This is a genomic window from Comamonas fluminis (genome assembly GCF_019186805.1).
Taxonomy (GTDB): Bacteria; Pseudomonadota; Gammaproteobacteria; order Burkholderiales; family Burkholderiaceae_C; genus Comamonas; species Comamonas fluminis.
On the sequence record NZ_CP066783.1, the window covers coordinates 530,920 to 557,095 of the forward strand.

The window sequence follows — 26,176 nt, forward strand, 5'->3', positions numbered from 1 at the left end:
GGCCTCCTGCGACCGCAACCATCAATCAAGAAAGTTGGGCGGCAGCAGACCTTTTTTACGGTAGATGGTGTTGCGTGAGACGCCGAGCGCCTTGGCTGCTGCCGACACATTTCCTTTGTGTGTACGCAACATCTGTGCCATGGCATTGAGTGTCACATCCTGCAAGCGCTGACCGTCGGGGCCAGTGTCTTCGGCGCTGGGCAAAGCGCCTGGTTCTGTAGCGACTGGTACGGGCGTGGCAGCTGCAGCATAGGCAGGCCTTGGGGTGTTCATCTCTTCCAGAAAATCGTCGGGCAGGTGCTCGACTTCGATATTTCCGTCGTCATCCACCATGACCATGGCCGTGCGCAGCAGGTTGTGCAACTGTCGTACATTGCCCGGCCAGTGATAGCCCTGAAGCAGGTGCATGACCTGGTCAGAGATACCAATGGTCTGACGGTCTTGCGCCAGCAGGCGCATGAGGTTTTTGACCACCGATTCAAAGTCCGTGCGTTCGCGCAGCGCTGGCAGGCGCACCACCAGACCGTTGAGCCGGTAGTAAAGGTCTTCGCGGAATTCGCCGCGCCCCATCATGTCCTTGAGGTTTTTATGGGTGGCGCAAATGACGGTGACATCCACGTCCACCTCTTTGCCTGCCCCCAGAGGGCAGACTTTGCGCTCTTGCAGCACGCGCAGCAGGCGGGCCTGGAGGTGTTTGGGCATGTCTCCAATTTCGTCGAGAAACAGCGTGCCTCCGTTGGCCTGCAGAATTTTCCCGGGAGAGCCTTTTTTCTTGGCACCGGTAAATGCGCCGTCTTCATAGCCGAACAGTTCGGCTTCGATCAGCGTATCGGGGATGGATGCGCAGTTGAGCGGGATGAAGGGCTGGCCAGCGCGGGCGGAATCGTTGTGGATTGCCTGGGCCAGCAGGTCTTTGCCGGTTCCGGTCTCGCCCAGAATCATGACGGGGATATCGCGGTCGGTGACTTTGCGCAGCTTGTGAACAATGGCCGATACCTGTGCATCGCCCGTGTCCAGATGGGTCAGCGAAAAAGGACGCTGCTTTTGTGGTGCTGCAGGGCGGGAGGCTGACGCAACAGGGGGCGTTGTGGTGACCGAGGGGGCAATGTCCGGGAGTACGGGATGAGTCCAGATATTGCTGGCCTTGATTTCTGCGCGGCACCAGACGGAAACCCCGTTGTGCATGCACATCTGGCGAGGCGTAGGGGTTGCGCTGCGAAAGCTCTCCATCAGGGTGGACAGAGGCAGGTCAAACAGCGAAGAAAACGTGTGCGCTTTCAGTGCGTTGACCGACAGACCCAGCTGGAACTGAGCGCTGCGGTTGGCAGAGATAAAGCGCCCTTCAGGAGTGAAGACGGCAATGCCTTCGACCAGAGTGCCCAGGAACTCCGAGCGCGAGTGGAAATGAACGCGGACAGCTTTGGGAAAGCTGTCTGTGAACATATGGTTTTCAATCATCTGCGCAGACATGCGCACCAGTGCCAGCGTGTGCTGGTGGTAGCTGCGGTGATCTCCTGTCACGTCCAGCGCGCCAATCACCTGGCCGTAGGGGTCGATGATGGGCGCGCATGAGCAGGTCAGTGCCTTGTTGGCATTCATGTAGTGCTGGCTGCCATGCACCGTCAGCGGCTCTTCTTCGCTCAGTGCGGTTCCGATGGCGTTGGTGCCTTTGGTTTTCTCAGACCAGTCAATGCCGGGCATCAAGGCAACCCGCGATGCTTTTTCGAGAAAGTCGTTATCTCCCAGGGTGTGCAGTATCAGCCCTTTGGAAGAGGTCAGAAGCACCATGCTGTGGGTGTTGGCAATCTGTTCGTACAGCGTCTCCATGACAGGCGCTGCGTGCTGGAACAAGAAGCGGCTTTCATCCAGTACATCGTTGAAATGGGTCTTGGCCATTCCGCTGTAGTCGGGCGTCTCGTGAATGGCCACGCCATAGGCTTGCGAGCGGCGATGCGACTTGTCGATGACCTGCGTATAGCGCTCGGACGATGCCATCAGCTCTGCTGCGACCTGCCGAGATTCGTGGGTACGGCTCAAAGTATCTGTACGCATCTTGTCTCCTGAGGCTGCGCCCCTCTCTTTGATGCGAGAGGCGTGACGCTCTCGCATTGCCCCTGCTTTTGGGGGCTGTTATGTCTGAACCTGTGGATTGAAATTGTCTAAAAACCTGTTGCTGACAACAACATGGATATCCCCGACCCCGTTTGTAAGTGCGCCAGAGAGAGGCTGTGCTAGGCACGCAGCTGCACTGCTCCAGCATGGAACACATGACGGGGTTTGATGAAGATCAGGTCGTGAAAAAAGAGAAATGCCGTCCGGATTGTTCTGTTTTGGGACAGTGCCTGAAAAATTCAGATGGCTGGCGTGTAAATGGCGCGCAATTTGCATGAAAGGTTTTGCACTCACCAAAATTTTCAAACAGGAGACAAATCTGATGAAGCAAGCCTTATCCAAACTGACTCAAAAGGGGCTGCAAGGCCTTGTTGCGCTTGCCATGGCTGCAGGTGCCACCGCTGCCATGGCGCACGGCGATGTGGTTCCTCAGGCGGTTGATACCAGCACACTGCCCCAGCTGGGAACCAAGTGGCGGGAGAGCAACCCCTATTCCAAGGGGGAGGGGCATAAGGAAGCGCTTCGCATTGGCTCGTCCGCCTATAACCAGAACTGCGCGCGCTGCCATGGGCTGGAGGCACTTTCCGGTGGGATTGCGCCGGATCTGCGCAAGTTTGACGACGACTGCCGCAGTCTGGCAGATGAGGCCAAGAAGTCTGCCTGCTACAAGGAAATGGATGACTACTACGCTGCTACCGTGCGCCGTGGTCGCGTGCGCGATGGGCGCGTGTACATGCCGCCGTTTGATGATGTGCTCTCGCAGGAAGCTGTCTGGGCCATTCGCACCTATCTGGAGTCGCGACGCGAGCCATAAAACAGAGATTCAGCGTTTTCGGGCCGTCCTTTGGGCGGCCTTTTTTTGTGTGTTGAACAGACCGGGGCTTATGCGCAGCATTTTTTGTGCAGACATGAAAAAAGCACGCGGCTGGAATGCCGCGTGCTTTTGAGAGGAAAGACCGGGGTTTAGAAGAAGCCCATGGCCTTGGGGTTGTAGCTGACCAGCAGGTTCTTGGTCTGCTGGTAGTTGTTCAGCGCGACCTTGTGGGTTTCACGGCCGATACCGGACTTTTTGTAGCCGCCGAAGGTGGCGTGTGCAGGGTACAGGTGGTAGCAGTTGGTCCACACGCGGCCTGCCTGGATGGCGCGGCCCATTTCATAGGCCTGTGTGCCGTTACGCGTCCAGACACCGGCGCCCAGACCGTATTCGCTGTCGTTGGCAATGCGGATGGCGTCTTCTGCGTTCTTGAAGGTGGTGACGGAAGCGACGGGGCCGAAGATTTCTTCCTGGAACACGCGCATATCGTTTTTGCCGTACAGCAGCGTGGGCTTGATGAAGAAACCGTCGTTGATGTCACCGCCCAGACGGTGGCGCTCGCCACCGGTCAGGCACTGTGCGCCTTCCTGACGGCCGATGTCGATGTAGCCGAGGATGCGCTCCAGCTGCTGGTTGGACACTTGCGCGCCGACCATGGTGGACTTGTCCAGCGGGTGACCCTGCTTCATGGCCTGCACGCGCTTGACGGCTTTTTCCATGAACTTCTCGTAGATGGACTCCTGCACCAGAATGCGCGAGGGGCAGGTGCAGACCTCACCCTGGTTCAGCGCAAACATGGACAGGCCTTCCAGCGCCTTGTCCAGGAACTCGTCATCGGCATCCATCACATCGGCAAAGAAGATGTTGGGGCTCTTGCCGCCCAGTTCGATGGTGGAGGGGATCAGGTTGTCGGCAGCGGCACGCAGAATGCGCTGGCCCACGGCGGTGGAGCCGGTAAAGGCAATCTTGGTAATGCGCTTGCTGGTCGCGAGCGCTTCGCCTGCCTCGCGGCCAAAGCCGTTGACCACGTTGAGCACGCCCGGTGGCAGCAGGTCGGCAATCAGCTCCATCAGCACCATGATGGAGGCGGGAGTCTGCTCGGCTGGCTTGAGCACCACGCAGCAGCCAGCGGCCAGGGCCGGTGGCAACTTCCAGGCCGCCATCAGCAGCGGGAAGTTCCAGGGAATGATCTGGCCGACCACGCCGATAGGCTCGTGGAAGTGGTAGGCCACGGTCTTTTCGTCGATTTCGGAGATGGCGCCTTCCTGCGCACGCAGGCAGCCCGCAAAGTAGCGGAAATGGTCAATGGCCAGAGGCAGGTCGGCGGCCATGGTCTCGCGCAGCGGCTTGCCGTTGTCGATGGTTTCGGCAATCGCCAGCAGCTCCAGGTTCTGCTCCATGCGGTCGGCGATCTTCAGCAGGATTCTGGAACGCTCGGCCACGGACGTCTTGCCCCATTTTTCCTGGGCGGCGTGGGCAGCGTCCAGAGCCAGGTTGATGTCATTGGCATCAGACTGAGGAATGCGGCAGAAAGGCTTGCCGGTGATGGGCGAGACATTGTCGAAATAGCGACCCGCCACTGGTGGTACCCATTTGCCGCCAATGAAGTTGTCGTACTGCTGCTTGTAGGGATAGGCGATATCGAGGTTGAAACGCTTGAGTTCGAACATGTCCATGCTTGTCTCCTTATGAATGAGACCGGCGCGCCACCGTGCCGGCTGCAGCAGCACATACAAGCTTTGTGCCAGATTCGCGCCCATGGTGCGCTCTATGGAAGATGGGCCCAAAGCCTGTTGCTGCGCGGGACGTGCTGTACCAGTTTGCAGCACTGCTGCATGGGTTTGGAGCAGCGCCACCTGTGCCATGTGGCACTGAGGCAGAATTCGCGCAACTTGTAATTGCCCAAAGCCTGTTGTCGTGATGTCTGACCAATCCTCTGCGCCCTGCCCCTGCGGGCGTGCTGATACCAAAAACCGTGTGTTTGCCTACGGGGCCTGCTGCGGGCGCTATATCGACCACAGGGATGAAAGCCCCGCCCCGGATGCCGAGGCGCTGATGCGTTCACGCTACACCGCCTTTGTGCGCGAGAACGCCAGCTATCTGCAAGCGACATGGCATGAAAGCCAGCGCCCACTGCAACTGGATTTTGATGAGGGCGTCAAATGGCTGGGCCTGCAGGTCAAGGATTTCAAGCCCACGGGGGATGACCGTGCCGAGGTCGAATTTGTCGCCCGCTACCGCCTTGCAGGCCGCGCCGTGCGCCTGCATGAGCGCAGCCGGTTTGTGCGTGAGGCTGGGCGCTGGCTTTATGTGGATGGCGATCAGTTCTGAGCGGGCCAGAGTGTCCTTTCACTGAACTCCAAAACAGACAAGCTCGCATAATCGGGCCATTGTTTTTGACCCAAGGCGCCTCTGGCGCCTTTTGCATTGCGCGTTTTGCAATGCGGATGACCTCATGACTGCTTTTGACGCTGTGCTTTTCGACTGTGATGGTGTGCTGGTAGACAGCGAATCCATCACCAACCGTGTGCTGTGCACCATGCTCAACGAATCCGGCTGGGCTATCAGCCAGGAAGAGTGCACGCGTGATTTCATCGGCAAGACGGTGCGCAGCCAGGCGGCAGTGATTGAAGCCCATACCGGCAAGCCGCTGACGGATGCCTGGATGGCCGAGTTCTATGAGCGCCGCAATGCTGCACTGCAGGCCGAGCTGGTGGCCATTGATGGGGCGCTGGAAGCCGTCAAGCAGATTCACGCCATGTGCCAGGGCCGCATTGCCTGCGCATCAGGCGCAGACCGCGCCAAGGTGGAGATGCAGCTGGCCAAGGTAGGCATGGCACCTTACTTTGAAGGCCATGTTTACAGCGGCCACGAAATGTCGCGCAGCAAGCCTTTCCCTGATGTGTATCTGGCCGCAGCCAGCGCGCTCAAGGCAGACCCGGCCAAGTGCCTGGTGATTGAAGACACGGTGACGGGCGTGCAGGCCGGTGTGGCTGCGGGTGCCACCGTCTGGGGCTACTTCCCGGCAGATCAGGGGCATGCCTCGGCAGAACAGCTGCTGGAAGCTGGCGCTGCCTGCGTGTTTGGCGATATGGGCGATCTGCCCGCCATGTTCGAAGCCGTGCGCAAAAGCGCCGCCAGAGCCATTGCAGGCGATGGCTACGAGCACGAAATTCAGTAAACCTCTGGCTGAACTAATCCCAGATTGATAGCGCCTCTCGCAGGCGCTGCATTGGCTGGGTGTCAATAATGCTGTTGTGCAGCAAAATCACGCGCTGCACGGGCAGGCTTTCAATCTGCCGTGCGCAGGCTTGCACGGCGGCCTTGTCCTTGACCAGCAGGCGCACGGTGCGCGGCACCGTCAGGCGTTCATGGCCGCCGGTCAGGCCCAGATACATGCGCACAGGCAGGCTTAGCGGCCCTTGCCAGCATTGCAGCAGGTCAGTCGCAATCAGGCTGCCGCTGGCCGGGTGGAACCAGAGGGTTTCATTGAGTGTGGGAATGCCTTTGACGGGCAGGCACTGCAGCTGGCCAGCCCAGGGCGCGACATCATCGGGCGGAATGCGCTGCATCTGCGGCAGCTCCGGGTGCTTGGCCAGCACGCCAGACGTGCCATAAAGCTGAGCCTGTGGATAAAGCTGGGCCAGCGGCGGCACAAACATATGGTGCATGGCGCTGGGCGCCACGATATGGCGCAGCGGCCCCAACTCGTCCAAGGCGGCTTTTTGCGCCGGACTCAGCGGCACGGCAGAGTGGGCGAACAGACTGCCGTCAACCAGCCGGATCACGGTCATGCGCGTGCTGATGCGCATTCCCATATTGCTGAATTGATAGCTGAGAGCCCAGACTCCGTCTGCGATAGCCTGCCATTTTTCAGTGGATTCCTGCATTGAATGCTCCGGTGCAATCAGGCGGCCCGCTGGCCTGCCGTCTTGCGAAATTCCGACGGTGACAGCCCCGTCCACAGCCGGAAGGCGCGAATAAAGCTCTTGTCATTGAGAAAGCCGCAGGCCTGCGCCACGCGCTTGATGGGGCGGCTGGTGCGCAGCAGCAGGGCAATGGCACGCTCGCGCCGTATTTCATCCTTGAGCGCCTGCAGCGAAGCGCCTTCTTCCTTGAGCTGGCGGTGCAGGCTGCGCTGCGATACATGCAGTTGGCGCGACAGCGTTTCGGCCGTCTGCTGCTCTTCGGTGCTGGCAGTCAGCAACTGGCGCACGCGCTGCACCAGCGTTTTCTCGCGCTGATAGGGGCGCACCTGAATCGGCAAGGCGCGCTGCAGCATGCGGTTGAGTGCAGCCTCATCGCGTGCCAGCGGGGCTTGCAGCCAGCGTGCCTCGAACTGAAGGCTGGCCACGGGTGTATCGAACTGCAGATTGACCGGGGAAAACAGCACCTGATACACCCCGGTATGCTGCGGCGCCGCAAATGGGAAGCCTGCGTGCAGCAAGGCAATGGGCTCGTTCACCAGCCAGCTGGCAAAGCCGTGAATATTGCGCAGCACGGAAATCAGACAAAACTCGTGCATGGCGCCTAGCGGGCGGCGCTCATGCAGCGTCAGCGTGGCAACACCGGCCTGCTCGCTCAGGCTCAGTTCAATGTCGGGCGCAATCAGGCCGTGGTGGCGGCACCAGCGTGCCAGAGCCAGCCCCAGATGCGGCGCACTGATGCTGGCACGGGCCAGCATTCCATAGCTGCCCCAGGGCAGGCGGCGTTCAAACCAGCCCAGGGCTTCATCGTCCAGCTCGCGCATGGCGGCATCCGACAGGGCTTCCATCTGCAAGGCGGTAATGCACTCATCAGCATGGCTGACCAGCTCTGGCGGTATTTGTGCCTTTTCCAGTGCAACCAATGGTGACATCTGCCGCGCTTCATAGGCGTGAATGATGGCGTTTACAAAGGCCATGGGGGTAATTGCCGGGTGCGACTTGAGCACAGAGCTGGCATGGTGTGGCAGTGGCGTCTTGACCAGAGAAGGGGTGAGCATTTGGCAATTATTGCAACCTATGTGACTTCTTCTGGACAGGGCTTGCCCTTATTCTGAGGCGCAGAAAAGGTACTGAATTGAAGTCGCGCAGCCATCACCATGGGGGCGCGAGTGCACGGAGACAAAGCACCATGAACGCATTGACGGCCAGCTACGCCAAGGGGCGCACGGATATTCCGCTGATCGAGCAGACGATAGGCGATTTTTTTGCGGATATGGCCCAGCGCCAGGGCGGCCGCGATGCGCTGGTCAGCCGCCACCAGGGCTTGCGCTATAGCTATGCCGAACTGCATGCCGCCACGCGCCGGCTGGCCAGTGCGCTGCTGGGGCTGGGCCTGGTCAAGGGCGATCGCGTAGGGATCTGGAGCCACAACAACGCCGAATGGGTGCTGATGCAACTGGCCACGGCGCAGGTCGGTCTGGTGCTGGTGAATATCAACCCGGCGTATCGCACCTCGGAAGTGGAATATGCACTGAACAAGGTGGGCTGCAAGGCGCTGGTGAGCATGCCGCAGTTCAAGACCAGCGACTATCTGGGCATGCTGCGTGAACTGGCCCCTGAGCTGGCCAGCTGCGCCCCAGGCCAGCTCAAGGCCGCGAAGCTGCCAGAGCTGCGCACCGTGGTGTGGATTGATGTGGCTGGGCAAGGGCAGGATGAGCCCGGAATGCTCCGTTTTTCGCAGCTGCTGGCGCAGGGAACATCTGGGGATGAGCGCATTAATACCATTGCTGCCACGCTGAAGAACACCGACCCCATCAACATCCAGTTCACCAGCGGCACCACGGGCTTCCCAAAGGGTGCGACGCTGACCCACCGCAATATTCTGAACAACGGCTTTTTCATCGGCGAATGCATGCGCCTGACGCCTGAAGACCGCCTGTGCATTCCCGTGCCGCTGTACCACTGCTTTGGCATGGTGCTGGGCAATCTGGCCTGCTTCACGCACGGCTCCACCATCGTCTATCCCAATGATGGCTTCGACCCCATCACGGTGCTGGAGACGGTACAGGCCGAAAAATGCACCGGCTTGCATGGTGTGCCCACCATGTTTATTGCCGAGCTGGATCACCCGCGTTTTGCGGAGTTTGATCTGTCCACATTGCGCACCGGCATCATGGCGGGCTCGCCTTGCCCCATCGAGGTGATGAAGCGTGTGGTGCGCGATATGCATCTGTCCGAAATCACCATTGCCTATGGCATGACGGAAACCAGCCCCGTCAGCTGCCAGAGCGATAACGAAACACCGCTGGAAAAGCGCGTGGCGACGGTGGGCAAGGTGCAGCCCCATCTTGAGGTGAAGATCATCGACCCCACCACGGGCGAGACCGTGGCCCCTGGCGTCTCGGGCGAGTTGTGCACGCGTGGCTATTCGGTCATGCACGGCTACTGGGGCGATGAGGTCAAGACCCGCGAAGCCATTGACGCCGAGCAGTGGATGCATACCGGCGATCTGGCCACCATGGATGCCGAAGGCTATGTGAACATCGTGGGCCGCAGCAAGGACATGGTGATTCGCGGCGGCGAGAACATCTACCCCCGTGAAGTCGAAGAATTTCTCTATCGCCACCCCCAGGTGCAGGATGTGCAGGTGGTGGGCGTGCCCGATGTGCGCTATGGCGAGGAGCTGTGCGCCTGGGTCATCGTCAAGCCCGGTCAGACGCTGAGCGAAGAAGACGTGCGCGACTTCTGCAAGGGCCAGATTGCCCACTACAAGGTGCCGCGCTACATCCGCTTTGTGCAAGCCTTCCCGATGACGGTGACGGGCAAGATTCAGAAGTTCAAGATCCGCGACGAGATGATCGAGTTGCTGGATCTGCGCGTCATCAAGACTGCATAAATGATGAAGTCCCCCCTGAGCCGCTTCGCGCCTTCCCATCAAGGGAGCGGCGCCTTCGCCGCGAGGCGCCTCTTACTCTGCGCCTCTGGCGCTGAGCGGGTTGGGTCAGGGGTGCATAACGTCCGCCACGGGCAGGCCCGCAGCCTTGCGTGCCACCACCAGACGTTTGCGCATGGCAATTTCCTGCATGTCCAGCTCGCTGACCAGACTGCGCAGCGATTCGTCGTTGATGCGGTGGGCTTGCCGCTCGGCGTAGTAGAAGTCGCGCTCGGCATGAATGCACTCGATGCGCGTTTCAATCTCCAGCACATAGCGCAGCTTGCGCTGGCGCACGACTTCGGGCGCTTCGCGCAGAGACTCAATGGTCTGCGCTGCACCGCTGCCGTCATCCAGCAGCTGAATACGGTTGCGGTATTCCTGGGTCAGGTGGCCGTTGACTTCCTGACGCATGGCCACCCACTCCGGGTCGCGTTGCGCAATTTCTTCCTCGCTCAGTGTCAGCTTGGTCATGGCTGCGATGCAGGCCTGTTCGCGGGCCAGTCGCTCCTCACGCACGGTGGGCGATTCTGCGTGCGCGGGAATGTAGCGCAGCACAATGGGCAGGCCCACCGCGCCAATGACCAGGGTAAACAAAATCGTGCCCGTGGCCAGAAAGATCAGCATGTCGCGGGCTGGAAAGGGCTGGCCGTTGTTCAGCAGCATGGGCACGGACAGCGCACCAGCCAGCGTCACGGCGCCGCGAATGCCGGCCAGTGTGGTGGCCAGGTTCAGCAGGGCCGAGGGGCGCTCGCTCATCTTGCCCTGTCGGTGGGCACGCAGCAGCGATCCGTGCACACCCAGCACCAGCCAGATCCAGCGCATCAGCAGCAGTGCCACCGAGATGACGGCCACATAGCCCACCAGAATCCACCAGTCGTGGCCCGCCTGATGCAGGGGCACGCCGATGATGGAGGGCAGTTGCAGCCCCAGCAGCAGGAAGATGGCGCCGTTGAAGGCCGCTTCCACCATGCTCCAGGTGCCCGCAGTCTGCATGCGTTCGCTGATGTAGCTGCTGCGTTCCAGATCGGCAAAGTTGGTGGCAATACCTGCGGCCACCGCAGCCAGAATGCCGGAGACGCCAATCTTTTCACCCACGATGTAGGCCGCGAAGGGCAGCAGCACCAGCAGCAGCACCATCTGTGTGGCGGCAACATCGCCCAGGCGGCGCGTGATGGTGCCGCGTGCATGGCTGAAACCCCAGCCAATCGCAGCGCCCACGCCCAGGCCGCCCACGGCCATCCAGGTAAATTCCTTGGCGACTTCACCCCAGGAAAACATGCCGGTCAGCGTGGCGGCAATCGCAAATTTCAGGGCCACCAGGCCCGATGCGTCGTTGAGCAGCGACTCGCCTTCCAGCACATGCATGGTCTTTTCGGGCATGCCCAGATTGCGCGTAATGGCCGAAACGGCCACGGCATCGGTGGGCGAGATCACGGCGGCCAGCGCGAAGGCGACGGTCAGGGGAATCTCTGGAATCATCCAGTTAATCAGATAGCCAAGCCCCAGCACGGTGAACAGCACCAGTCCCAGAGCCAGCAGCAAGATAGGCTTGGCCAGGGCAAAGAACTCGCGCTTGGGAATGCGCCAGCCGTCGGCAAACAGCAGTGGCGGAATGAAGAGCAGCAGAAACAGTTCTGGGTCAAATGCGATGTGCAAACCGGCCTGTGGCCAGGCGATCAGCGCACCCAGCGCAATTTGGATCAAGGGCAGGGGAATGGCCCGTATGTAACGGGCCACGATGCCGGTCAATGCGCCAAGGAGCAGGACCAGCAGAACAGTTTCAACAGCGTGCATATGGGTGCATTTTCTTCAACTGCAGTTTCTGTACTGTGTCTGGGCAAGAAAAAAACCAAGTTCGCATATCAGTTATCAACGGTTGGCACCACGCCACCCTTCGTGAAGTCAGCGCACCTTGAGCGCGAAGCGGCTCAGGGGACAACTATTTTTAGAGGTGAGCAATGAGCATTCTGGGCACACAACTGAATCCGCGTTCGGCGGAATTTCTGGCCAACGCTGCCGCCATGCAGGCCGTGGTGGACGATCTGCATGCGCGCTGCGATCAGGCGGCGCTGGGTGGCAACGAAGCCGCGCGGGCCAAGCATGTGGCACGCGGCAAGCTGCTGCCGCGTGAGCGCGTGCAGCGCCTGCTGGACCCCGGCTCGCCATTTCTGGAGCTGTCGCCGCTGGCAGCCCTCAATATGTACAACAACGATGCACCGGGCGCAGGCGTGATTGCAGGCGTGGGCCGCGTCAGCGGCGTGGACTGCATGATCGTCTGCAACGACGCCACCGTGAAGGGCGGCACCTACTACCCGATGACGGTGAAAAAGCATTTGCGCGCGCAGGAAGTGGCGGCGCAAAACCAGCTGCCCTGCATTTATCTGGTGGATTCGGGCGGTGCCAATCTGCCCAATCAGGATGATGTCTTCCCTGACCGCGAGCACTTTGGCCGCATCTTCTTCAATCAGGCCAATATGAGCGCGCGCGGCATTGCGCAGATTGCCGTGGTCATGGGCTCGTGCACGGCAGGTGGCGCCTATGTGCCTGCGATGAGCGATGAGTCCATCATCGTCAAGAACCAGGGCACCATCTTTCTGGGTGGCCCCCCGCTGGTCAAGGCTGCTACAGGTGAGGTCGTCAGCGCCGAAGATCTGGGCGGCGGCGATGTGCACACGCGCCTGTCGGGTGTGGCTGACCATCTGGCAGAAAACGATTTGCATGCGATAGCGCTGGCCCGCCAGTCCGTAGCCAATCTGAATAAATACAAGGCTGAAAACAAGGCAGATCATGCGCCTGCAGCTCCTCTTTTTGAGAGCAAAGAGCTGTATGGCGTGATTCCTGTCGATACCCGCAAGCCCTTCGACGTGCGCGAAATCATTGCGCGTGTGGTGGATGGCAGCGAGTTCGACGAGTTCAAGGCCCGCTTTGGCAACACGCTGGTCTGCGGCTTTGCACGCATCGAAGGCATGCAGGTGGGCATCATCGCCAACAACGGCATTCTGTTCAGCGAATCTGCCGTCAAGGGTGCGCACTTTATCGAGCTGTGCTGCCAGCGCAAAGTGCCGCTGGTGTTTTTGCAGAACATCACCGGCTTCATGGTGGGACGCAAGTACGAAAACGAAGGCATCGCACGCCATGGCGCCAAGCTGGTGACGGCAGTGGCCACGGCAGCAGTGCCCAAGTTCACCATCATCATTGGTGGCAGCTTTGGCGCGGGCAACTACGGCATGTGTGGCCGCGCCTACTCGCCACGCTTTCTGTGGATGTGGCCCAACGCACGCATCAGCGTGATGGGCGGCGAGCAGGCGGCCAGTGTGCTGGCCACCGTCAAGCGCGATGGCATTGAAGCCAAGGGCGGCAACTGGAGTGCGGATGAAGAAGAAGCCTTCAAAGCCCCGATTCGCCAGCAGTACGAAGACCAGGGCCACCCTTACTACGCCACAGCCCGCCTGTGGGATGACGGTGTGATCGACCCCGCTGACACGCGCCGCGTGCTGGCGCTGGGCCTGTCGGCCACGCGTAATGCACCAATTGAAGACACCAAGTTTGGTGTGTTCCGCATGTAATCGATCAGGGCCCCCCATGCTGCGCCGCATCTCTTGGTATTCGCTGCAAGTTCTGCTTTGTGCAGGGCTGGCGCTACCTATGGCGATGCAGGCAGCGCAGGCCGCAAAACCGGCAGATGTGCTGCAGATGGGTGCCAGCATTCCTGTATCCGTGCCTGCAAGCGCTACAGAGGCTGCGCATACGGCCAATCTGGTGGGGCAAGTGTACCGCCCGCCGGGCGATGGCAAGTGGGGGCTGGTGGTGCTTAGCCACGGCACGCCCGCAGGTCAGGAGGCGCGTGAAGCGCTGACCGATGGGTACGGGCCGCAGGCCAGGGCGATTGCGGCTCTGGGCTATGTGGTGGTGACAGGGCTGCGCCGTGGCTATGGCGCATCAGACGGCCCGCTGGCGGACCGCTATGGCAGCTGCAGTGCGCCCAACTATCAGCGTGCTGCAGAGGAGGCCGCACGCGATGTGGAAGCCATCATGCGCTACGGTCAGTCGCTGCCTTTTGTGGACAGCGGCAATGTGGTGCTGATGGGCAAGTCTGCCGGTGGCTTTGCATCGCTGGCGCTGGCGGCTCAGCGGCCAGTGGGGCTGCGTGGTGTCATCAGCTTTGCCGGTGGTCGCGGCGCACAGCCGAAGATGCGTGCGAAGAAGACCATCTGCAATGAGGCGGTGTTTTTGAAAACCATCACCGACTTTGCCAGCACCACCGACGTGCCCATGCTGTGGATTTACGCGAAAAACGATAGCTACTTTCGCCCTGCGCTGGTCGAAAAGATGTTCAAGCGCTACCAGCAGGTGGGCGATGAGCCAGCGCTGGAACTTCACTTCGTCACGCCTGCCAATGCGGCCCGTGATGGCGGCCATGGCTATTTTGATAAGACTTCCAACATCAATTTCTGGCTGTCGGATGTGCAGGATTTTCTGAAAGCCCAAACGCCTGGGGCCGAGCAAGACACACAAGGCATAAAGGGAGACAAATCATGACTGCTTTGACATTGACCGTGAATGGCGGCATTGCCCGCATCACGCTGACCCAGCCCGAGATTCGCAACGCCTTCAGCGATGAAGTGATTGCCGAGCTGACTGCCGCCTTTCGCAACGCCGGTGACCGCCCGGACGTGCGCGCCATCGTGCTGGCCGCTGAAGGCCCGGCTTTCTGCGCAGGTGCCAATCTGAACTGGATGCGCCGCATGGCCGATTACTCCCGCGACGAGAATCGCGTGGATGCAGGCCTGCTGGCCGAAATGCTGCGCGTCATCTACGAATGCCCCAAGCCCACCATCGCGCGGGTGCAAGGCGATGTGTATGCCGGCGGCATGGGGCTGGTGGCCTGCTGCGATATGGCAGTGGCTGTGGATACCGCAGGCTTTTGCCTGAGCGAAGTCAAGATTGGCCTGATTCCCGCCACCATCAGCCCCTACGTGATTCGCGCCATGGGCGCACGGGCTTCGCATCGCTACTTTCTGACGGGTGAGCGCTTTTCCGCGCAGGAGGCACTGCGCATCGGCTATGTGCATGAGGTGGTAGAGGCCGAGCAGCTGGACGCGGTGGTGGACGGCTGGCTCAAGCATCTGCTCAGCGCCGGGCCTGCGGCAGTGCGTGCCTGCAAGCGTCTGGTGCTGGATGTGGCTGAGCGCGAAATCAACGAACAGCTGGTGGCTGCGACGGTGGAGCAGATTGCCACCATCCGCGCCAGCAGCGAGGGCAAGGAAGGTGTGCAGGCCTTCCTCAACAAACGCAAACCCAACTGGCTTCCCGGTTGAAGACAGGACGAAACAGAGCTGAACTGACAAATCCTGGGCCTGTGACGCTTTAGAGTGCGCCCCATAGCCACTCGGCACGCAGACAAGGAAACACACCATGGATATCTGGCAAACCATCATCGACTGGCTGCATCGCGCTGGCCTGCATGTGGACCCCGGCACGGCTGAAGCCGTGGGGCACGCGGCAGACCAGATTGGCGATGTGGCGGCCAAGGCAGGCAATGCCGTGGGCCAGATGGACATGGGATCCATGCTGGCGCTGGCTGCCGCGCTGGGCTGGGCCAGTGGCTTTCGCCTTTACGCAGTGGTGTTTGTCGTGGGCTTGCTGGGCGCTACGGGCTTGATGCCGTTGCCGGGCGGGCTGGGCGTGCTCAGCCACCCCATGGTGCTGGTCATCAGCGGCGGGCTGCTGTTTGTGGAGTTTTTCGCAGACAAGATTCCGCTGGTCGATTCGGCCTGGGACATGTTTCAGAGCGTGCTGCGCATTCCAGCAGGTGCCGCGCTGGCTGCCATGGTGTTTGGGGCCGACAACGCCACCATGGCCACGGCAGCCGCGCTGATGGGCGGCACGCTGGCGGCCACCAGCCAGGCGGCCAAGACGACGACGCGTGCGCTGATCAACACCTCGCCCGAGCCGTTCTCGAACGTGGGCGCAAGCCTGGCAGAAGACACGGCCTCCGTCGGCGCCATCTGGCTGGCGCTGACCAACCCGCTGGTGTTTGGCGGCGTGCTGTTGGTTGTGGTGATTGTGATGTGGCTGGTGATATGGGCGCTGTGGCGCTTTCTGAAGGCGATTTTCAGGCGCCTGCGTGGCGATGCAAGCACGCAGGAGGCATTGCAAAAAACATAGCTGCTTGCGCTTGAAGGATATGCGCTAGGCGGTGATTTGAATGGAAACCGGAGACGATATGTTTAAAAAAATTCTGATTGCCAATCGTGGTGAAATCGCCTGCCGGGTTGCGGCCACTGCCCGTCGCATGGGTGTGCAAACCGTCGCCGTCTATTCCGACGCTGATGCGCAGGCCAAACATGTGGCGGCCTGCGACGAAGCCGTGCACATTGGCGGCAGCGCCCCCAAAGACAGCTATCTGCGCTGGGAGCGTATTCTGGAAGCCGCCAAGGCCACGGGCGCCGAAGCCATTCACCCCGGCTACGGTTTCTTGAGCGAGAACGAAGACTTCGCCAATGCTTGCAAGTCCGCGGGATTGGTCTTTATCGGCCCCCCCGCCAGCGCCATTCGCGCCATGGGCTTGAAGGCCGAATCCAAGCAGTTGATGGAAAAGGCGGGCGTGCCCCTGGTGCCCGGCTACCACGGTGCGGGCCAGGACCCTGCCATGCTGCACAAAGAGGCTGACCGCATTGGCTACCCCGTGCTTATCAAAGCCAGCGCGGGCGGCGGCGGCAAGGGCATGCGTCTGGTGGAAAAGACCGAAGATTTCGCCGCATCGCTGGAGAGCTGCAAGCGCGAAGCCATCAACAGCTTTGGCAACGATGCCGTGCTAATCGAAAAATACGTGCTGCGCCCCCGCCATATCGAAATTCAGGTGTTTGGCGACACACATGGCAACTGCGTGTACCTGTTCGAGCGCGATTGCTCAGTGCAGCGCCGCCACCAGAAGGTGCTGGAAGAGGCTCCTGCCCCCGGCATGACCGAAGCCCTGCGCAAGCAAATGGGCGAGGCCGCCGTAGCTGCAGCAAAAGCCGTGAACTACGTGGGCGCAGGCACGGTGGAATTCATCGTCGAGCAGCCCGGTGGCTACGACCAGCCCGACGCCATGAAGTTCTACTTCATGGAAATGAACACCCGCCTGCAGGTGGAGCACCCCGTCACCGAAGCCATCACCGGCGAAGACCTGGTGCAGTGGCAACTGCTGGTGGCCAGCGGCAAGCCTTTGCCCAAGCAGCAGGGCGATCTGAAGATCATTGGCCACGCCATTGAAGCGCGTATCTGCGCAGAGAACCCTGAAAACAACTTCCTGCCCGCCACCGGCCATCTGGCCGTTTATCGCAAGCCTGAATGCAGCAGCTTCGAGATTGCCAATGTGCGTGTGGACGATGGCGTGCGCGAAGGCGATGCCATCAGCCCTTTCTACGACAGCATGATCGCCAAGCTCATCGTGCGCGGTGACGACCGTGCGCAGGCGCTGGCACGGCTGGATGCGGCGCTGGCCAAGACCCATATCGTGGGCCTGACCACCAATGTGCAGTTTCTGCGTCAGGTGGTGAAGAGCCAGGCTTTCAGCAATGCCTTGCTGGATACCGCGCTGATCGAGCGTGAGCGCGATGCCCTGTTTGGCAAAGACTTTGTGGGCCGTGATCTGGCTGCAGCAGCGGCCATTGCCCATCAGCTGCAGCAGGAGCAGGCCGCGCAAGGCGCAGACCCCTTCAGCCGCCGTGATGGCTGGCGCATGTCGGGCCGCTATGAGCGCCCGTTTTCTTTTGACTACCGTGGCGAGGTGTTCAACGCCGGTCTGGCCTATGGGCGTGATGCCCAGCTGCACCAGCTGGGCGTGGGCGAAGGTGAAACCCGTACCGATGCCACGCTGCAATGGCGTGCGCTGCCCGACGGTCGGCTGGAGCTGAATCTGGGTGGCCAGCGCACTGTGGCCGTGGTGCATGCACAGGGCGATGTGCTGTCCATCTTTACCGATGCTGGCAGCAGCCAGATCACCGTGGTGGATCAACTGGCCCACGCCGCAGGCGGTGGCAATGAAGGCGGCCGCCTGACAGCACCCATGCCCGGCAAGGTGGTGTCGTTTGCAGTCAAGGCGGGCGACAAGGTCAGCAAGGGCCAGCCGCTGGCGGTGATGGAAGCGATGAAGATGGAACACACCATTGCAGCACCTGCTGACGGGACCGTGGTTGAGCTGTTGTTTGCCCCCGGCGATCAGGTCATGGATGGCGCAGAGCTGCTGCGTTTGAGCGTCGCCTGACGGAATGCAATGGCGCCCTTGTTCGGGTTGGGTCGCGGGGCTATGGTTTGCGGCCATGGCCTGGATTCAACCTGCCTGTGCGGGTGCCATGCCTGAGGTTGCAAAGCACAGTAGCCAGCCGGTCGATGTGCAGATTGACTTCTTCCGCGCCGTTGAGCGTGGCGATACTGCAAAGGTTCGCTCGTGGCTGGCTCGCGGCATGGATGTCAACAGCGGTCAGAGCTATGGCTTTGATGAAGGGCGAACGCCTTTGATCGTTGCTGCTGCAAGTGGCAATGCCGAGATGGTGGATTTTTTGCTCAAGCAGGGCGCCAAGGTGAACCTGCGTGAATCGCGCAGCCAGGAAACGGCCTTGTTCCGGGCGGTTCGCTTCTCGGGAAGTGAGGGCATCAGCGATCATTACCGCATCGACTTCCCGCGTACCGTGACGCTGTTGCTCAAGGCCGGGGCGGATCCCAATGTGCCAGATGGCAACGGCTTTGTGCCTCTGTATTTTGCACCGAGCACCGTAATCCTGAGCATGCTGCTCAAGGGCGGAGCCGATCCAAATATCCGAACCGAACGGCCACCGTTGCTGGAGCATGCAGGAGACGTGGAGCGCCTGCGGCTATTGCTCAAAGCGGGAGCCAACCCCAATGCAGTCGATGCATCGGGTCGCACAGCCTTGCATCTTGCGGCGTTGGGTCAGATCGCCGCCGTGCGTTTGCTGCTGCAGAACATGGCTCCGGCTGGGGTGCGTGCTGTGGATGTAGATGGCAATAGTGCGCTGGATATTGCGGCAGGCGCTGGTAGAGCGGATATCGTTTCACTGTTGCTGGCTCAAGGGTTGGAGCCGACTGCGAACGGCTGGTCCCGCGCGTTGAGTGGCGGGTGGTTGCAGACTGCGGCCATGTTGGAGCAAGCACACCATGGTGACAAATGGCCTTTGCCTGAGGCAAGTGAACTCGACGCGGCACGGCTTTACGGCTTGATTTTGCGTGGGGAAAAAACACAAGCGCGCCAGACTTACGAGCAATCCCAGAATAGTGCTTGTGGCCGACTGACACCCTTGATGCAGGCCGTTGAAATGCACAATGAAGAGGCGGTACGTGCCTTGCTTTCTTTGGGCATTGATGTGAACTTTCAGGCGCCTGCGGCGATTCGCTCGGTGTCTTTCGTGCCCGCCATGTCATCGTCGGGGCGTGCAGTTCAGCAGTATGTGTTGCCACCGCCTTGTGCAGACAAGCCAGTGGCGGTCGTCAGCAGCGGTAGCTCGGCCCTGATGCTGGCCGTTGCCAATCAGTCTTTGGGTATTGCGCAACTGCTGGTGGCTGCAGGGGCAGACCCTGCTCAGCGTAGCCACTATGGGGCTCAGTATTCGGCGCAGAGTCTCTGGCAAACCCAGACATTGCAAAACAAGAGCGATCATGCTGCTTGGAAGCGTGTTTTACGTCTGGCTTGATCGCAAAGAGTTAATAACAAATGACCGCAGTGAGTCCTTCAAACCGTTAGGCTTCACACCTATGAAAATCGCTTTTTGCTGTGAAGATACGCGGCCAGAACCCTGGCTCAAAGGTTTGAATGAGGCTCTGCCCGGTGCCGAGATCGCTATCTGGGAGCCGGGTGTGGCGCAGGCTGATTACGCCTTGGTCTGGGCGCCTCCCCAGCAGTTCATCGACGAGCAGGCTACGGGCCTGAAAGCCATGTTCAACATCGGCGCGGGGGTAGATGCACTGCTGCCGCTGACGATTCCTGCGGAGCTGCCCGTCTACCGCCTGGAAGACGCGGGCATGGCAGTGCAGATGGCCGAATATGTGGCGCAGGCGGTGATTCGCTTCTTCCGTGGGCTGGACCAGTACGAAGCCGACATGGCGGAGGGTGTGTGGCAGCACCAGCGCAATCCCAAGCGTGCAGACTATCCCGTGGGTGTGATGGGCCTGGGCAAGATGGGCGAGCGCGTGGCCAAGGCGCTGACGGTGTTTGATTTCAAGGTCAATGGCTGGAGCCGCTCGCTGCGCGACATGGATGGTGTGCAGTGCTTTGGCGGCATGGCGCAGCTGGACGACTTCCTGCGCCAGAGCCGTATTCTGGTCAATCTGCTGCCGCTGCATGCCGAGACAGAAAATATCATCAACGCCCGCACGCTGGCGCTGCTGCAGCCCGGTGCTTATGTCATCAACGTGGGGCGTGGCGGTCATCTGGTGGATACGGACCTAATTGCGCAGATCGATTCCGGTCATGTCAGCGGCGCCATGCTGGACGTGTTTCGTGAGGAGCCTCTACCAGAGTCACACCCCTTCTGGAAGCAGCCAAAAATCATACTTACCCCCCATACTTCGGCCCGCACGCTGGCGGCAGACAGCATTGCTCAGATCGTTGGCAAGGTCGCCGCCATGAGCCGAGGAGAGTCCGTCTCAGGTCGCGTTGATCTGAGAAAAGGCTATTGATTCCAAGGAGATAGAAATGAAGTACCCCGCACGCGTGAAACTCATCGACGTAGGCCCGCGCGACGGCCTGCAGAACGAAAAGCAGCCGGTGCCCGCTGACATCAAGATTGAGCTGGTGCAGCGCCTGCAGGACGCGGGCCTCAAGGAGATTGAAGTCACCAGCTATGTGTCGCCCAAGTGGGTGCCGCAGATGGGTGACAACGTCGAGGTGATGGCAGGCATCACGCGCAAGAGCGGGGTACTTTATTCGGTGCTGACGCCCAACCTCAAAGGCTTTGAGGCGGCTGTGGCATCCAATCCCGATGAGATTGTGGTGTTTGGCGCGGCCAGCGAGGCCTTTAGTCAGAAGAACATCAACTGCTCGATTGCTGAAAGCATTGAGCGTTTTGCGCCCGTGGTGCAGGCTGCGCTGGATGCTGGCATTGCCGTGCGCGGTGCCATGAGCTGCACGGTGGGTTGTCCGTATGAGGGCGAGATCGCCCCCGAGAAGGTGAGCTATTTGGCGGGCCTGATGAAGAACATCGGCGTGCAACGCGTGGACGTTGCCGACACCATTGGCGTGGGAACGCCCATCAAGGTGCAAAAAGCGCTGGAGGCCACGCTGGCGCACTTTGATATCGACCAAGTGTCTGGCCATTTTCACGACACCTATGGTCAGGCCTTGAGCAACACGCTGGCGGCGCTGGAGGTGGGCGTGTGGAATTTCCAGTCGTCAGTGGCCGGTCTGGGCGGCTGCCCGTATGCCAAGGGCGCAACGGGCAATGTGGCGACCGAAGACGTGGTTTATCTGCTTCACGGCATGGGCATTGAGACCGGCATTGATCTGGACAAGCTCATCGATGCAGGTCAGTTCATCAGCGAGTTTCTGGGGCGTCCTACGCAGTCGCGTGTGGCCAAGGCTTTGCTGACCAAGCGTGCTGGCTGACGCATGGGGGCATTGGGCGGCGCTAGGATATTGGGCATGCCAAATCAATCTCGTCATGCCCTGAAACGTCTGGGCTTTGCCTCGCTGACTCTGTCCCTGGGCCTTCTGCTTTCTGCCTGCGCTGGCATGGATGCCCAGGAGTGCAAAGACACCGACTGGGCCTATCTGGGCCAGCTGGATGCCATGGATGGCAAGCTCGACATCAACACACGGGGCAAGCGCCATTTCAGAACCTGTAAGGACAACGGTGTGCAGATGGATGCGCGCGCCTACCAGCAGGGCTGGATGCGTGGCCTGAGGGATTTCTGCACGGCAGAGAGCGGCAAAGCCTTTGGTGAAGCAGGTCGTAAATACCAGTACGGATATTGCCCTGCACAGCTGGAGCCCGCCTTTATGCAAGGCTATGGCCCGGTGCGCGATCGCCGTGAGGTGCAGGAAGAGATGCAGCAGCTGGAGCGTCGCATCGACATGAAGAAAAAAGAGCTGCGTGAAGCCCGCAGCGCCAAGAACAGCGCCAGTCACATCGCCTATGTGGAAAAGGACTTGCGTGATCTGAATATCGAAATGCTGCAGCTGCGCTTCAAATTCGCGCAGATGCCTCAGCCATGAGCCACATGCAGACGGCGGCGGATTTCATTGCAGCGCTTGATGTGGATGAGTCCGTCAAGGCCATGCAGCTGGAGTCGGTTTCTCGCGCACTCATGCCCTGGCTGCAGCAGGCACCTGCCGCAGAAGTCAATCAACTGGCGCAAGGGCTGCTTGCCGCCAATACGCGCTGGCATGTGACGCTGCACGATACCCTGTCCTGGCTGGCCGATGAAGACTGGCCTGCGCTGGTGGATGCAGCGCTGCGCAGCGCACAGGCGCGCGCCAGCATGAGCGAGGCAGAGCGCACGGTGCTGGAGGCAGCCAGTTATCAACAGCCTGAACTCATCAAACCTTTGATAGCTCAGCTCGTAGACCTGGACTTCGATGTAGAGCTGTTTGAGACTGAAATGCAGGAGCAGACAGCGCAAGCTGCTATGCATTTGATATTTCCGCCGCGCTATCTGCAGCGTGAAATTGCATGGATTCCCCGGCACTGGCACCCCAGCTGGAATCTGCAGCCCGGCCCTGAGAGCTATTGCTTTGGAGGCCCGGGTGAGGGCCACTGCCAGCATTGTGGCAGGCAGTTGCAACACCTGATCAGCCTGCCTGCAAGCCAGGTGTTTGGCTGCGATCAGCCAGCAGGCAAAACCGTGCATCTGCAGCTGTGCCTGTCCTGCATGGAAAGCGGCGTGGGCGAGCTGCATTACCGCCATGACTCAGAAGGTGTGGCGCATTGCCTGAATGCGGCGCAGGATGGGCAGTTGCAGGAGCCAGACATGGAGTGCGGCCCTTTGCGTGCTACCGAAGCTGCACTGTCTGCAACGCCCGCACGCTGGCAGCGTCAGGACTGGGGGCAGTCCAACGGCCGTGAGAATCTGTATCGCGTGGGTGGTACGCCTGCATGGATTCAATCACCATGGGTGCCAGTGTGTACCTGCTGCGGCCAGAGCATGCGTTTTGTGCTGCAGCTGGATTCTCAGATTCCGCAGGCCGATGGCGCAGTCGCCCATTACTGGGGCAGCGGCGGCATGCTTTACGGCTTTGCCTGCGCTCCTTGTGCTCACAGCGCCTACATCACTCAGTACACTTGATGCGCAGGGCGCGGTGGGCGCTCTTTCTTCGAGAGTTTGTATGTGTGGATCAGAACTTCACGCGCTGCCGGAAGGGGTGCAGCGCGTCAGCCGCTTTTTGCAGGATGCTGGCCATCCCCTTGCGCCGCAGATGCTGGACGGTGCTGCCCGCACAGCGCAGGAAGCGGCAGATCAGCTCAGCATTCTGGTCGGCCAGGTTGCCAAGAGCATCATTTTCAAGCGCAGGTTGGATGGCGCTGCCGTGCTGGTGGTGACATCAGGCGACAAGCGCGTGGATGAAAAAAAAGTGGCAGAGCTGGTGGGCAAGATTGGCCGTGCAGATGCGGACTTTGTCAAAGCCAGTACAGGCTTTTCGATTGGCGGAGTCAGCCCTGTGGCGCATGCCAGCAAGGTGGTGACGCTGATCGATCAGGAACTGCTGCGCTTTGATGTGGTGTGGGCAGCGGCAGGCCACCCGTATGGCGTGTTTCCCGCAACGCCTACCCAGTTGCAGGCGCTGACCGGCGCCCCATGGTCCGATGTGGTGGAGCAGACATGAGTGAAATTCTGAACGAGCAAACGCTGCAAGAGCAGCAGGCGCAACAGCAGCAGCTGGTGCAACTGGCCACCAGGGCCGAAGTGGCACTGGCCTGGGCTGAGGCCGATCAGCCCGTGGCATCGCCCTGCATCAATGTCTGCCGCATGACGGAAGACCGCAGCCACTGCAAGGGCTGCTTCAGAACCATTGATGAGATTCGTGCATGGTCCAAGGCGGACAGCGAGCAGCGTCAGCAGATCTGGACGCAGCTGCTGCAGCGCGCTGGATTGCAGGACCCAAGAGTTGCGGATTTGTGAGCGACAAAGGCAGGCAGGACATGAAGCACATCACTTTCTATCTGGATTTTGTTTCCCCCTACGCCTGGCTGGCGCTGGAGCAGATACCGCAGGCCTTGCAGGGCATCAGCCACCATATTGAATACCGACCTGTGTTGCTGGGGGCCTTGCTGCAGGGCGATGCGAACCCCGGGCCGGCTGGCATTCCCGCCAAGCGCACCTGGACGTATCGGCATGTCAGCTGGCTGGGGCAGTCGCTGGGGATTCCATTGCAGATGCCTGCACAGCATCCTTTCAACCCTTTGCCTTTGCTGCGGCTGGCGCTGGCCCATGGGCGTAACGGCAGCATCAACCGCTTTGTGGCACAGGCGGTGATGCAGCATGCCTGGGTGGGAGGTTTGGATGCAAATGCGCCAGAGCGCTTGCAGGTACTGCGTGAGCTGCTACTGGAACAGAAGCATGCGGAAGAAGCAGGCGAGGACGTCAAGCAATGGCTGCGCAGCAATACCGATCAGGCCAAGCAGGTCGGCGTTTTTGGCGTGCCCGCCTGGGAGGTCGATGGCAAGGTGTTCTGGGGCCAGGATGCGCTGCCCATGCTGCGCAGCTACTTGCAGGGTGACGCATGGTTTGAGCCGCAATGGGAAGCTGCGGCGCAGGTGGAGTCAGGACTGAAGAAGAGCTGATGCATGACCAGAATCAGCAGAAACGGCGACTTGGGTTGATGTCGCTGTTCATAAAAAAGGAGCTTTATCGGCTCCTTTTTTTTGAGGGCGCAATGGGTTTCAGGAAACAAAGACTTCCGTGATGGGCTGGCCCAGGCTGATCAGTTGAGCGGCTAGTTCTTCCTGGCGCACTTTGTCCTTGCCGCCCGCCCATTTTGCGTTGATGGGGTGGGTATCCGCGCTCCATGCTGCTTTGAAATCCACCTTGAATTTGTCGAGCGCGCCGTACATGTCGAGGACAGTGGCCAGAACGTGAAGGTGGTCAACGCGGGTTGCAAATTTGCCGGTCTTGACGCGATTGGCGGGGCCGTAAAACAGTGTGGTGATCGGGTCGTGACCATACATATAACTGGTCTTGCCGCCGAAATAGGTGTCCATGCCGACGTTGGCTACGCCGTTGCTGGAATCTGTGAAGCCGTCTTCATCGGTGGTGATGATGAGCAATGCGTCGTTGGCCTTGGCCCAGTCGGCATAAGGCTTGATGTGTGTCTGCAGCCAGTCGTCGGCCGCCTTGAAGGTGCCGGTATGGATGTTTTCCATATTGTTGGGCACGACCAGGGAGACCGTTGGAAGCGCATCGAAGGATGCGGCTTTACCCTCTTTGTCCACCGCAAATCCAGGGTACTTGCTGCCATCTGCATCGACCGTGTTGGTCATGGCCAGGTTGGTGCTCACGGGCAGCGTAAAGCGCAACTTATCGCTGGGAACCGTCTTTCCGTAGGCAGGGAAGTTGATCCAGTTGATGGCCGGGTTGTGGCGGCGTGCATAGCCATCGGCAACGCCAGCGGGGTTGAACGCTTTTTCGTTGTACGAGGGGTAGGGCAGCGACGAAGAGAAAGTCGCGAAGGTGAAGCCTTTGTCAATGATGGCCGAGCCCAGATTGGGGGTCGTAAAAGGCAGCGACACATTGGGAAAGCTGGTGACCAATTCGTTCGATAGACCCACTTCTGCTGAAAAATTGGGTGCAGGTTTTCCGCTGGCATCAACAAGCGTGTTGCCATATTGGTCGGCATAGGCAGCCACGGCGGCAGGGCTTGTTTTACGGCCCGAGCCGGGGGACTCGAACCAGTCTGGCAGAAAGCCCTGGTTGTGCCCCGCAAACTGGTAGAAGTAATTGGTCTGGCTACCGCGTGCAGGTACGGGGTGCACGAACTGAGGGCCCATGCTCCAGGTGCTAGTGCCTGGGCTTTTGGGGTCTGAGGCAATCACGGCCCCGCCCACAGGGATTCGGCCATACGGCGTGGGGGCTGCATAGGAGGCCGTTAGCAGCGCGCTGGCAGATGCCAGCTGGTTGAGGTACGGCATTTCCTGGTTGTCTATCAACTGCGAGAAAGACTTGTTCTCCAGTATCACCACCACCGTCTTTTTGGGCGCCCAGCGCGCCGTGACCTTGTCTTTGTTGTCGCTTTCCGTGCTGTCATTTCCGCCGCCGCAAGCGGTGAGCAATGTGGCGCCAAAGCCGCCTGTCAAACCGGCAGCAACGGCACCTCGCAGAATCTTGCGGCGCGAGATATCTGTGCTCAAAGAAGCGTTTTCGTGAGCGTTCGGGGATTTTTGATCAGGCATTTTTATG

Annotated in this window: 24 protein-coding genes; 18 read left to right on the plus strand and 6 right to left on the minus strand. The window is 60.2% G+C overall.

Features of this window, described 5'->3' with window-relative positions; translation table 11 throughout:
- Positions 1 to 21 precede the first annotated feature (21 nt).
- A complete protein-coding gene (locus tag JDW18_RS02805) occupies positions 22 to 2,052 on the minus strand; it encodes a sigma-54-dependent Fis family transcriptional regulator (protein ID WP_218242236.1) in 2,031 nt (676 codons plus the stop codon).
- Between the two features lie 206 nt (positions 2,053 to 2,258).
- Here JDW18_RS02805 and JDW18_RS22735 point away from each other — a divergent pair, with 206 nt between their 5' ends.
- Both JDW18_RS22735 and pedF read left to right on the plus strand, forming a co-directional pair.
- A complete protein-coding gene (locus tag JDW18_RS22735; RefSeq protein ID WP_281421596.1) occupies positions 2,259 to 2,390 on the plus strand; it encodes a hypothetical protein in 132 nt (43 codons plus the stop codon).
- Positions 2,391 to 2,434: 44 nt separating this feature from the next.
- Positions 2,435 to 2,926, plus strand: coding sequence for a cytochrome c-550 PedF (pedF, locus tag JDW18_RS02810; protein ID WP_218242237.1), 492 nt, complete (start codon positions 2,435 to 2,437; stop codon positions 2,924 to 2,926).
- A gap of 149 nt (positions 2,927 to 3,075) precedes the next feature.
- Here pedF and exaC read toward each other — a convergent pair whose 3' ends face one another.
- A complete protein-coding gene (gene exaC, locus JDW18_RS02815; RefSeq protein ID WP_218242238.1) occupies positions 3,076 to 4,602 on the minus strand; it encodes an acetaldehyde dehydrogenase ExaC in 1,527 nt (508 codons plus the stop codon).
- 244 nt (positions 4,603 to 4,846) lie between these two features.
- On the opposite strand from exaC, the gene JDW18_RS02820 reads away from it, so the two are divergent.
- Both JDW18_RS02820 and JDW18_RS02825 read left to right on the plus strand, forming a co-directional pair.
- Positions 4,847 to 5,257: a YchJ family protein gene (locus JDW18_RS02820; RefSeq protein ID WP_218242239.1), complete on the plus strand. Its 411-nt coding sequence runs from the start codon at positions 4,847 to 4,849 to the stop codon at positions 5,255 to 5,257.
- Positions 5,258 to 5,381: 124 nt separating this feature from the next.
- A complete protein-coding gene (locus JDW18_RS02825) occupies positions 5,382 to 6,107 on the plus strand; it encodes an HAD family hydrolase (RefSeq protein WP_218242240.1) in 726 nt (241 codons plus the stop codon).
- Between the two features lie 13 nt (positions 6,108 to 6,120).
- Here JDW18_RS02825 and JDW18_RS02830 read toward each other — a convergent pair whose 3' ends face one another.
- A complete protein-coding gene (locus JDW18_RS02830) occupies positions 6,121 to 6,816 on the minus strand; it encodes a DUF4336 domain-containing protein (RefSeq protein WP_218242241.1) in 696 nt (231 codons plus the stop codon).
- A 17-nt stretch (positions 6,817 to 6,833) separates the two neighbouring features.
- Positions 6,834 to 7,910, minus strand: a complete 1,077-nt coding sequence (locus JDW18_RS02835; RefSeq protein WP_218242242.1) for an AraC family transcriptional regulator — start codon at positions 7,908 to 7,910, stop codon at positions 6,834 to 6,836.
- Positions 7,911 to 8,041: 131 nt separating this feature from the next.
- Between JDW18_RS02835 and JDW18_RS02840 the strand changes: the two genes are divergently transcribed.
- Positions 8,042 to 9,748, plus strand: a complete 1,707-nt coding sequence (locus JDW18_RS02840; protein ID WP_218242243.1) for an AMP-binding protein — start codon at positions 8,042 to 8,044, stop codon at positions 9,746 to 9,748.
- Positions 9,749 to 9,853: 105 nt separating this feature from the next.
- Here JDW18_RS02840 and JDW18_RS02845 read toward each other — a convergent pair whose 3' ends face one another.
- Positions 9,854 to 11,581 carry a Na+/H+ antiporter gene (locus JDW18_RS02845; protein WP_218242244.1) on the minus strand — a complete coding sequence of 576 codons (1,728 nt, stop codon included), beginning with the start codon at positions 11,579 to 11,581 and terminating at the stop codon, positions 9,854 to 9,856.
- A 164-nt stretch (positions 11,582 to 11,745) separates the two neighbouring features.
- Here JDW18_RS02845 and JDW18_RS02850 point away from each other — a divergent pair, with 164 nt between their 5' ends.
- The 13 genes from JDW18_RS02850 (at position 11,746) to JDW18_RS02910 (ending at position 24,564) form a co-directional block, all read left to right on the plus strand.
- A complete protein-coding gene (locus JDW18_RS02850; RefSeq protein ID WP_218242245.1) occupies positions 11,746 to 13,353 on the plus strand; it encodes a carboxyl transferase domain-containing protein in 1,608 nt (535 codons plus the stop codon).
- Positions 13,354 to 13,432: 79 nt separating this feature from the next.
- On the plus strand, positions 13,433 to 14,326 hold the full coding sequence (locus tag JDW18_RS02855; RefSeq protein ID WP_246610238.1) for an alpha/beta hydrolase family protein: 894 nt from the start codon (positions 13,433 to 13,435) through the stop codon (positions 14,324 to 14,326).
- Complete coding sequence (locus JDW18_RS02860) at positions 14,323 to 15,105, plus strand: enoyl-CoA hydratase/isomerase family protein (protein ID WP_218242247.1); 783 nt, start codon at positions 14,323 to 14,325, stop codon at positions 15,103 to 15,105. Before JDW18_RS02855 ends, JDW18_RS02860 begins: the two co-directional genes overlap by 4 nt.
- Before the next feature lie 97 nt (positions 15,106 to 15,202).
- Positions 15,203 to 15,955, plus strand: coding sequence for a DUF4126 domain-containing protein (locus JDW18_RS02865; RefSeq protein WP_218242248.1), 753 nt, complete (start codon positions 15,203 to 15,205; stop codon positions 15,953 to 15,955).
- A gap of 58 nt (positions 15,956 to 16,013) precedes the next feature.
- The gene (locus JDW18_RS02870; protein WP_218242249.1) at positions 16,014 to 18,038 is read left to right on the plus strand and encodes an acetyl/propionyl/methylcrotonyl-CoA carboxylase subunit alpha; all 2,025 of its coding nucleotides are present in this window, start codon (positions 16,014 to 16,016) and stop codon (positions 18,036 to 18,038) included.
- Between the two features lie 55 nt (positions 18,039 to 18,093).
- A complete protein-coding gene (locus tag JDW18_RS02875; RefSeq protein WP_218242250.1) occupies positions 18,094 to 19,479 on the plus strand; it encodes an ankyrin repeat domain-containing protein in 1,386 nt (461 codons plus the stop codon).
- Positions 19,480 to 19,540: 61 nt separating this feature from the next.
- Complete coding sequence (locus tag JDW18_RS02880; RefSeq protein WP_218242251.1) at positions 19,541 to 20,464, plus strand: 2-hydroxyacid dehydrogenase; 924 nt, start codon at positions 19,541 to 19,543, stop codon at positions 20,462 to 20,464.
- A gap of 16 nt (positions 20,465 to 20,480) precedes the next feature.
- The gene (locus JDW18_RS02885) at positions 20,481 to 21,389 is read left to right on the plus strand and encodes a hydroxymethylglutaryl-CoA lyase (RefSeq protein ID WP_218242252.1); all 909 of its coding nucleotides are present in this window, start codon (positions 20,481 to 20,483) and stop codon (positions 21,387 to 21,389) included.
- A 36-nt stretch (positions 21,390 to 21,425) separates the two neighbouring features.
- Positions 21,426 to 21,998: a DUF2799 domain-containing protein gene (locus JDW18_RS02890; protein WP_218242253.1), complete on the plus strand. Its 573-nt coding sequence runs from the start codon at positions 21,426 to 21,428 to the stop codon at positions 21,996 to 21,998.
- Positions 21,995 to 23,068, plus strand: a complete 1,074-nt coding sequence (locus tag JDW18_RS02895; protein WP_218242254.1) for a hypothetical protein — start codon at positions 21,995 to 21,997, stop codon at positions 23,066 to 23,068. The genes JDW18_RS02890 and JDW18_RS02895 overlap by 4 nt, the downstream gene beginning before the upstream one ends.
- 40 nt (positions 23,069 to 23,108) lie before the next feature.
- Entirely contained in the window at positions 23,109 to 23,606 is a 498-nt protein-coding gene (locus JDW18_RS02900) for a YbaK/EbsC family protein (protein ID WP_218242255.1), read from the plus strand.
- Positions 23,603 to 23,902: a DUF1289 domain-containing protein gene (locus JDW18_RS02905; protein ID WP_218242256.1), complete on the plus strand. Its 300-nt coding sequence runs from the start codon at positions 23,603 to 23,605 to the stop codon at positions 23,900 to 23,902. Before JDW18_RS02900 ends, JDW18_RS02905 begins: the two co-directional genes overlap by 4 nt.
- Before the next feature lie 20 nt (positions 23,903 to 23,922).
- The gene (locus JDW18_RS02910; RefSeq protein ID WP_218242257.1) at positions 23,923 to 24,564 is read left to right on the plus strand and encodes a 2-hydroxychromene-2-carboxylate isomerase; all 642 of its coding nucleotides are present in this window, start codon (positions 23,923 to 23,925) and stop codon (positions 24,562 to 24,564) included.
- Positions 24,565 to 24,663: 99 nt separating this feature from the next.
- On the opposite strand, the gene JDW18_RS02915 is transcribed toward JDW18_RS02910, so the two are convergent.
- Positions 24,664 to 26,127, minus strand: a complete 1,464-nt coding sequence (locus tag JDW18_RS02915) for an alkaline phosphatase family protein (RefSeq protein ID WP_218242258.1) — start codon at positions 26,125 to 26,127, stop codon at positions 24,664 to 24,666.
- Positions 26,128 to 26,176 lie beyond the last annotated feature (49 nt).

Bases quoted from the DNA above. Each gene is read 5' to 3' on its own strand.
- exaC (WP_218242238.1), bottom strand. From the start codon at position 4,602: ATGGACATGTTCGAACTCAAGCGTTTCAACCTCGATATCGCCTATCCC.
- JDW18_RS02880 (WP_218242251.1), top strand. From the start codon at position 19,541: ATGAAAATCGCTTTTTGCTGTGAAGATACGCGGCCAGAACCCTGGCTC.
- JDW18_RS22735 (WP_281421596.1), top strand. From the start codon at position 2,259: ATGGAACACATGACGGGGTTTGATGAAGATCAGGTCGTGAAAAAAGAG.
- JDW18_RS02850 (WP_218242245.1), top strand. From the start codon at position 11,746: ATGAGCATTCTGGGCACACAACTGAATCCGCGTTCGGCGGAATTTCTG.
- JDW18_RS02825 (WP_218242240.1), top strand. From the start codon at position 5,382: ATGACTGCTTTTGACGCTGTGCTTTTCGACTGTGATGGTGTGCTGGTA.
- JDW18_RS02900 (WP_218242255.1), top strand. From the start codon at position 23,109: ATGTGTGGATCAGAACTTCACGCGCTGCCGGAAGGGGTGCAGCGCGTC.
- JDW18_RS02840 (WP_218242243.1), top strand. From the start codon at position 8,042: ATGAACGCATTGACGGCCAGCTACGCCAAGGGGCGCACGGATATTCCG.
- JDW18_RS02805 (WP_218242236.1), bottom strand. From the start codon at position 2,052: ATGCGTACAGATACTTTGAGCCGTACCCACGAATCTCGGCAGGTCGCA.
- pedF (WP_218242237.1), top strand. From the start codon at position 2,435: ATGAAGCAAGCCTTATCCAAACTGACTCAAAAGGGGCTGCAAGGCCTT.
- JDW18_RS02890 (WP_218242253.1), top strand. From the start codon at position 21,426: ATGCCAAATCAATCTCGTCATGCCCTGAAACGTCTGGGCTTTGCCTCG.
- JDW18_RS02855 (WP_246610238.1), top strand. From the start codon at position 13,433: ATGGCGATGCAGGCAGCGCAGGCCGCAAAACCGGCAGATGTGCTGCAG.
- JDW18_RS02905 (WP_218242256.1), top strand. From the start codon at position 23,603: ATGAGTGAAATTCTGAACGAGCAAACGCTGCAAGAGCAGCAGGCGCAA.
- JDW18_RS02910 (WP_218242257.1), top strand. From the start codon at position 23,923: ATGAAGCACATCACTTTCTATCTGGATTTTGTTTCCCCCTACGCCTGG.
- JDW18_RS02830 (WP_218242241.1), bottom strand. From the start codon at position 6,816: ATGCAGGAATCCACTGAAAAATGGCAGGCTATCGCAGACGGAGTCTGG.
- JDW18_RS02820 (WP_218242239.1), top strand. From the start codon at position 4,847: ATGTCTGACCAATCCTCTGCGCCCTGCCCCTGCGGGCGTGCTGATACC.
- JDW18_RS02835 (WP_218242242.1), bottom strand. From the start codon at position 7,910: ATGCTCACCCCTTCTCTGGTCAAGACGCCACTGCCACACCATGCCAGC.
- JDW18_RS02865 (WP_218242248.1), top strand. From the start codon at position 15,203: ATGGATATCTGGCAAACCATCATCGACTGGCTGCATCGCGCTGGCCTG.
- JDW18_RS02895 (WP_218242254.1), top strand. From the start codon at position 21,995: ATGAGCCACATGCAGACGGCGGCGGATTTCATTGCAGCGCTTGATGTG.
- JDW18_RS02875 (WP_218242250.1), top strand. From the start codon at position 18,094: ATGGCCTGGATTCAACCTGCCTGTGCGGGTGCCATGCCTGAGGTTGCA.
- JDW18_RS02885 (WP_218242252.1), top strand. From the start codon at position 20,481: ATGAAGTACCCCGCACGCGTGAAACTCATCGACGTAGGCCCGCGCGAC.
- JDW18_RS02870 (WP_218242249.1), top strand. From the start codon at position 16,014: ATGTTTAAAAAAATTCTGATTGCCAATCGTGGTGAAATCGCCTGCCGG.
- JDW18_RS02845 (WP_218242244.1), bottom strand. From the start codon at position 11,581: ATGCACGCTGTTGAAACTGTTCTGCTGGTCCTGCTCCTTGGCGCATTG.
- JDW18_RS02860 (WP_218242247.1), top strand. From the start codon at position 14,323: ATGACTGCTTTGACATTGACCGTGAATGGCGGCATTGCCCGCATCACG.